The 6714-nt window shown below is 43.0% G+C and carries 8 protein-coding genes and 1 tRNA gene; 8 read left to right on the forward strand and 1 reads right to left on the reverse strand.

Annotated elements, in window-relative coordinates; all coding sequences use genetic code 11:
* Nucleotides 1–7 precede the first annotated feature (7 nt).
* From tolR to queC, 7 genes are read left to right on the forward strand one after another with little or no spacing between them, the layout of a single operon-like run.
* On the forward strand, nucleotides 8–460 hold the full coding sequence (gene tolR, locus BM232_RS07890; protein WP_091713209.1) for a protein TolR: 453 nt from the start codon (nucleotides 8–10) through the stop codon (nucleotides 458–460).
* 4 nt (nucleotides 461–464) lie between these two features.
* Nucleotides 465–1559, forward strand: coding sequence for a cell envelope integrity protein TolA (gene tolA / locus BM232_RS07895; RefSeq protein WP_091713210.1), 1095 nt, complete (start codon nucleotides 465–467; stop codon nucleotides 1557–1559).
* Between the two features lie 12 nt (nucleotides 1560–1571).
* Nucleotides 1572–2870: a Tol-Pal system beta propeller repeat protein TolB gene (gene tolB, locus BM232_RS07900; RefSeq protein WP_091713211.1), complete on the forward strand. Its 1299-nt coding sequence runs from the start codon at nucleotides 1572–1574 to the stop codon at nucleotides 2868–2870.
* A 20-nt stretch (nucleotides 2871–2890) separates the two neighbouring features.
* Nucleotides 2891–3463 (forward strand): peptidoglycan-associated lipoprotein Pal, encoded by a 573-nt coding sequence (pal, locus tag BM232_RS07905; protein ID WP_091713212.1) that lies wholly within the window; start codon nucleotides 2891–2893, stop codon nucleotides 3461–3463.
* A 4-nt stretch (nucleotides 3464–3467) separates the two neighbouring features.
* A complete protein-coding gene (ybgF, locus tag BM232_RS07910; RefSeq protein ID WP_091713213.1) occupies nucleotides 3468–4268 on the forward strand; it encodes a tol-pal system protein YbgF in 801 nt (266 codons plus the stop codon).
* 20 nt (nucleotides 4269–4288) lie between these two features.
* Nucleotides 4289–4930, forward strand: coding sequence for a 7-carboxy-7-deazaguanine synthase QueE (gene queE, locus BM232_RS07915; protein ID WP_091713214.1), 642 nt, complete (start codon nucleotides 4289–4291; stop codon nucleotides 4928–4930).
* Nucleotides 4927–5598, forward strand: a complete 672-nt coding sequence (gene queC / locus BM232_RS07920; protein WP_091713215.1) for a 7-cyano-7-deazaguanine synthase QueC — start codon at nucleotides 4927–4929, stop codon at nucleotides 5596–5598. The genes queE and queC overlap by 4 nt, the downstream gene beginning before the upstream one ends.
* Here queC and BM232_RS07925 read toward each other — a convergent pair.
* Nucleotides 5589–5879, reverse strand: coding sequence for a hypothetical protein (locus BM232_RS07925; protein ID WP_091713216.1), 291 nt, complete (start codon nucleotides 5877–5879; stop codon nucleotides 5589–5591). The two genes, queC and BM232_RS07925, sit on opposite strands and share 10 nt — an antisense overlap.
* An 83-nt stretch (nucleotides 5880–5962) precedes the next feature.
* Between BM232_RS07925 and BM232_RS07930 the strand changes: the two genes are divergently transcribed.
* Nucleotides 5963–6038: transfer RNA gene (locus BM232_RS07930), tRNA-Lys, on the forward strand.
* Nucleotides 6039–6714 lie beyond the last annotated feature (676 nt).

Raw genomic sequence — 6714 nt, forward strand, 5'->3', positions numbered from 1 at the left:
TTAGGTCATGGCTGTACATTCAAACAGACGACAACGACGGAAGGCGATGAGCGACATTAATGTCGTGCCTTATATTGATGTCATGCTGGTGTTATTAATCATCTTTATGATCACCGCACCCATGTTGACTCAGGGTGTTCAGGTTGAGTTGCCACAGGCAGATGCCAATCCGGTTGAGCCACCAGAAAACACTGAACCTTTTGTTGTTTCTGTTGATGCAGAAGGCAACTTTTATGCTGCTGTAGGAGACAAGCAAGATGAAGCTGTTGGGCCAGAAAGATTGATGGCAATAACCAGTGCAGTATTGAGCCGTAATCCTAAAACACCTGTGATGGTGAAAGGCGATAGTGCAGCGAGTTATGGGCAAGTAGTCTCCGCGATGGCACTATTGCAAAAAGCAGGGGCTCCTAGTGTCGGCCTGATTACTAAGCAGCCAGAATCAACCGAGAACGCTCAGTAATATTATGAAACACAACATCGTCGACAATCTTTTTGCTGGCGCATCATCTCTGGTGTTACATGTCGTCCTATTAGCCATGTTCATCATTGGTATGGATATGACGTCCACACCAAAACCATTAGCTCAGGAACCGCAAAAAGAGATTGTTCAGGCTACAGTGCTAGATGAAAATCTTGTTGAACAGGAAGTTGCTCGTTTGGAGAAACTTGAGCAAGACAAGAAAAATGCTGAACAGGAACGTCAGCAAAAAGTACAGGATCAGTTGGAAGAGACACAAAAAGAACTGGCTCGTAAAGAGCAGGAATACCAAGATATGGAAGAGCGTGCTCGTATTGAAGCTGAGCAACGTGCTAAAGCGGCTGAGGAAGAGCAACAACGTATTGCTGACCTAGCCAAACAAAGAGAAGCCGAAGAACAAAAACGCCTGGAAGCTGAGAAACAAAGAAAGCAGGAAGAAGAACTGAAGCAAAAAGCTGAAGCCGAGCGTAAACAGGCTGAGCTAGAAAAGCAGAAGGTCGAAGCCGAGAAGAAACGCTTAGAGGAAGAAAAGCGTAAAGCCGAAGCTGAGAAAAAACGACTAGAAGAAGAAAAACAAAAAGCAGCAGAAGAGAAGCGTAAAGCGGAAGAGGCTAAGAAAAAGGCTGAAGCCGAGAAGAAGCGTTTAGAAGAAGAAAAACGTAAAGCTGAAGCTGAAGCCAAGCGTAAAGCAGAAGAAGCGAAACGTAAGGCTGAAGAGGAAGCTCGCAGAAAAGCAGCCGAGTCTGATCTTCAACGCCAGCTTGAGCAAGAACAGCAGGAACGTGAAACACGCCGTGTCAAAGGCGTTGTCGATCAATACAGTCTGATGATTCAACAACGTGTGAAACGTTATTGGTTGAGGCCGGCAAACGTTCAGTCTGGGCTTCAATGTACAGTACAAGTGTCACTGTTACCTGGTGGCGATGTTAAGAATGTGAAAATTGTTAAAAGTAGTGGCAATGCAGTCTTTGATCGATCTGCTGAGTCAGCTGTATATAAAGCGGCACCGCTACCGCAGCCTTCAGATCCAAAAGCTGCAGCAGCGTTACGTGATTTTCAATTTATTTTTAAACCCGAATAGAGGATGGATGCGATGTTCACACGTTGGTTAAAGATAGTCGCGCTATTAATGTTTTTTGTGCCATGGCCGGCGCATGCGTTATTAACAATCGAAATTACAGGTGGTTCGGAAGCTGCACTGCCTATAGCCATAGTGCCTTTTGGCAATGAAGGATTTGCACCGCCTGAAGATATCTCCAGTATTATCAGTAATGATTTAAAAAGTAGCGGTCGCTTTGCACCATTGAAACAAAGTGAGTTGATTTCACAGCCACATGAAGGTCAACAGGTTAACTTTGCAGATTGGCGGCTATTACGTTCTGAAGGCTTATTGATTGGTAAAGTGAGCAGTCAGGATGGGGAAAACTATCAAGTACAGTTCCAACTGTATGATGTATACAAATCACAGCAATTGGTAGGTAAACGATATAATGTGCCTGCTTCTGGTATGCGGACATTAGCGCATCAAATCGCCGATGTTGTCTATGAAACACTGACCGGTGAAAAAGGCGTCTTTTCAACCCGTCTAGCATTCGTGACAGAAATCAAAAATGTTGATGGTAGTAAGCGTTATGCCTTACAAATTTCTGATGCAGATGGTGCAAACCCAAGAACCGTACTGCAATCAAGACAGCCAATCATGTCGCCAAGCTGGTCACCTGATGGTGATCGTCTGGCTTATGTGACATTTGAAAACGCAAAGTCTGAGATTTATGTGCAAGAACTTAGCACCGGTAAAAGACAATCAGTGGCTTCGTTCCGTGGTTTAAACAGTGCGCCTGCCTGGTCACCTGATGGCAAAAAATTAGCAGTTACCTTATCAAAAAACGGTAACCCAGAGATTTATATCTTAGAATTAAGTACTGGAAAATTGTCGCGAGTGACTCACAACTCACAAGCGATTGATACGGAAGCGGTATGGATGCCCAATGGTCGTGAGATTTTATTTACCTCTGACCGCGGTGGCAGACCGCAAATATATAAAGTAAATGCAGATGGTGGACGTGCTGAACGCGTTACCTTTGAAGGTAACTATAATGCCTCTGCAGATATTTCTCCTGATGGGCGCATGATGACAATGGTGCATGGCGTTAACGGCGGGTTTCATATTGCCGTGCAGGATTTAGAAACAGGCGCGGTTCAGGTGTTAACTGAAACGCGAGCTGATGAGTCCCCGAGCTTTGCGCCAAACGGTCGCATGATTTTATATGCAACCGAGCAAAAAGGCAGAGGTATATTGGCGGCGGTGTCCGTTGATGGCCAAATTAAACAACGCCTGGGAGAGTCAGGTAGTGCGGTACGTGAACCGGCATGGTCGCCTTTTAAAAAGTAAAAGTGATAGGAGTCAAGTAGATGAAAAAATTAAAATTGTTTGCGGTCTTAGTTCCATTATTATGGTTAGCCGCTTGTAGCTCAACACCAAATAAAGGCATGAATGAAGGTGATGTTGCTGTAGAGGATTTAAGCGCACAAACAACAGGTGTTAATGGACAGGGTAATGCTGACGGTAGTGAGTATGGTTCTGAAACTCAGGTCGTCGTCGGTGAAGATGATTACCAGGGTAACGAGTTGAATGATCCTTCAAACCCATTATCTAATCGTGTGGTTTATTTCGAATATGACAGTGCTAATGTACGTCCGGAAGATCAGGCGACTTTACAAGCTCACGCTGCGTATTTAGCGAAACATCCAAATGTGACTGTCAGATTGGAAGGTCATACTGACGAACGTGGTTCACGTGAATATAACCTTGCATTAGGTGAGCGTCGTGCTTTGTCAATTCGTCAGATTTTAATGTTGCAAGGGGCTGATATCAGTCAATTCCAGGTAACAAGTTTTGGTGAAGAACGACCAGCAGTCGAAGGTTCTGATGAAGCTGCATGGGCGCAAAACCGTCGTGTAGAAATTGTTTATTTAGGTCGATAGAAAAATGCAGATTAACGGCAAAAGAAAATTCATTTGTGCCGTGATTCTGGCTGTTACTCTGCCCAATATTAGTTGGGCAGAGACAGAGCCACTTCAGCAGAGAGTAGAAAGGCTGGAGCGAATCATTCAAGGCCAGGGGCTGATGAACCTGATTACTCGTGTTGATCAGTTACAAAATGAGATTCAACGTCTTAATGGTGATAACGAAACATTAAGACATGAGTTAGAGCAAGCGCAAAAACGTCAAAAAGAAATGTACATCGACTTAGATGAGCGCGTGCAAAAATTAGAAAACAACACTACGGCAAATGCTACTACTCCACCAAGTACGGATGGAACCACAGATACATCTATGGCAAATGCTGGCATCAATGAGACAGCAGAACAGTCATCTACCGATACGGCTCCTGTTGCTGTTGAAAATGGTGAAGCAGCTTATCAAGCCGCACTGCAAACATTACGTAGTGGTCAATACCAACAGGCTATTGATGCTTTAGCGAAATTTCCTGAACAATACCCAGGCAGTGTCTATTTACCTAATGCTTATTATTGGCAAGGTGAAGCAAAATATGTGTTAAGACAATTTGCTGACGCGGCTGCGCTTTTCCAAATCGTTATTGATGAATATCCTTCTAGCTCAAAAGTTGCAGATGCACTTTTGAAAAGAGGGTTTAGCGAACAGGAAATGGGTGATAGCCAACGAGCTGAAGCAACGTTGAATCAAGTGGTAGAAAAGTATCCAAATAGTTCAGCTGCCAGACTTGCAAAAGCCAGATTAGAACGTATCAATCAACAATCTAACTAAGATATTGGGCCGGTAATTTTATGGCGCAGTGTCGCATAACGGAAATTTTTTATTCTTTACAAGGCGAATCCCGAACAGTGGGATTGCCGACTGTGTTTGTCAGGCTGACAGGCTGTCCTCTTCGCTGTGGTTACTGTGATACTGAGTATGCATTTCATGGTGGGCAAAAAATGGATATTGAAGAGATTGTGGCCAAAGTCGCTGCGTTTAATCCTCGATATGTGTGTGTGACAGGTGGTGAACCTCTCGCTCAGCCGAATTGCATACCGCTATTAACAACTCTGTGTGATCGTGGCTATGAGGTGTCATTAGAAACGAGTGGTGCGATGGACATCAGTCAGGTCGATAAACGCGTCAGCAGAGTCATGGATCTGAAAACACCTGGCTCAGGGGAAGAAAGTAAAAATCGATATGAAAATATCGAATTATTAAATGCTCATGATCAGCTTAAATTTGTTGTTTGTCACCGTGATGATTATGACTGGGCAAAAGAGAAACTACATCAACATCAGTTAAATGAACGATGTGAAGTGTTATTTTCCCCCATTCACGGGCAGTTACAACCAGCGGAGCTTGCTGAGTGGGTTGTTGAAGATAATTTACCCGTGAGAATGCAAATACAGATGCATAAATATCTGTGGGGTGAGGAAAAAGGACGATGAAAAAAGCAGTCATTCTTTTATCTGGCGGCCTTGATTCTGCCACTGTGCTGGCGATTGCTAAGCAACAGGGATATGAATGTTTTACGATGAGCTTTGATTATGGCCAGCGACATCGAGCTGAATTACACGCTTCAGCTAAATTGGCTGAGGCTATGGGTGTCGCTGAGCATAAAGTTATCAATATTGATCTTACTGGTATTGGTGGATCTGCACTGACCGATTCATCCATCGCCGTTCCGCACCAGCATGAAGAAGGCATACCCATTACGTATGTGCCCGCAAGAAATACAGTCTTTTTATCAATTGCACTAGGCTGGGCAGAAGTTTTGAAAGCTGATGCCATTTTTGTGGGTGTCAATGCGGTAGATTATTCTGGCTATCCGGATTGTCGTCCAGAATACATCGCTGCTTTTGAAAAGATGGCCAATTTAGCGACAAAAACAGGTGTCGAAGGTCATACATTAACGATTGAAACGCCACTTATTGATTTAAGTAAACAGGCCATTATTGAAAAAGGTATGTCGTTAGGAGTGGATTACAGTCTAACGGTGTCATGCTATCAAGCAGATAATGAAGGCCGGGCATGTGGTGAGTGTGATTCTTGCCGGTTCCGCAAAGAAGGTTTCAGGCAAGCGGGCATAACAGATCCAACACCTTATCAAGTTTGATCTAACGTTAATTCAGCTTCTACTTGAGCGGTGGATTCATTCTCAAATGTTTTGAAACGTTTGAGTGCTACTAGTAAATCGTTTTTGGCCTGTTCACTATTTTCTAATAAAAGATAATTCTCGATGGCGCTCACAATATTGCTCATCAGATGGTTTCTCTCATCCATATACAATAATGCCTGAGCAACATGTTGATGATCATGCCCTGTTTCGGTCATTAATTCGGCGTTGTTTAAAGCGGTTTTTAGTGTCGCTTCGTCAGGTTTAGCAATACTGATCATAGACACCTCACAATTAATTTAAAAAAAATAGGTCAAAAGGGTTGTCATTTATTTAGAAAACGGTATTATATGCCGCTTGGTTTGGGCCGTTAGCTCAGTTGGTAGAGCACCGGACTTTTAATCCGATGGTCCTGCGTTCGAGTCGCAGACGGCCCACCACAAATTTAAAGGGTTATGCTTTTAGCATAACCCTTTTTTATTGCCTGTAGTTTATGGTTTGCTTGAGCCATATCACAAAACGGCACAATTCTGTGATGCTTGATCGCTTGTGGTCGCTTTTACGAAAAATTAAGTCTACCAGTGATAGGGGGGATTCGTTTTAGGTATAAGCAATAACTTGCAGATACTGGCTCATGAATTATTCAGTTCCACGTTGAACTTTTAATACCCACTCCGATTCCTTTCCAAAAAAGTCCAAGCAGTGTTTCTTAATATATTTATCTGCCTAGTCTCATATCAGGGTTCCTTTAAGTTCAGACTTTATTAGACATATAGTTTGTTTAGACAAAGAACACAGATGCGCCTGATCAATATGCTCTAAATAGATTTTAAAAAGTTTGAATGAACTTATTTGTCGACTTGGCAGCGCCTATTTTTGTTTGCTGAGTGGTTCTATACACAGTGATAGTGCCGACCTAAGCAAAAATAAACACAGCGTTAGTTTCATGCGTATCAGTAATTACCTTCTTATTTATTAGATGGTTATGGATGGCCACAGATGCTTGTGATTTTAAGGTGAAAAGAAAATGACAAAAATATTACGGTTTTGTGTTGCTTTCATGAATCTCCTCGCGTAATATGCGCCCCTCTTGCTGATGAGAGAGCCTGAAAAGGC

Origin of the sequence: Methylophaga sulfidovorans, from assembly GCF_900114205.1 — a bacterium.
Classification (GTDB): Bacteria; Pseudomonadota; Gammaproteobacteria; order Nitrosococcales; family Methylophagaceae; genus Methylophaga; species Methylophaga sulfidovorans.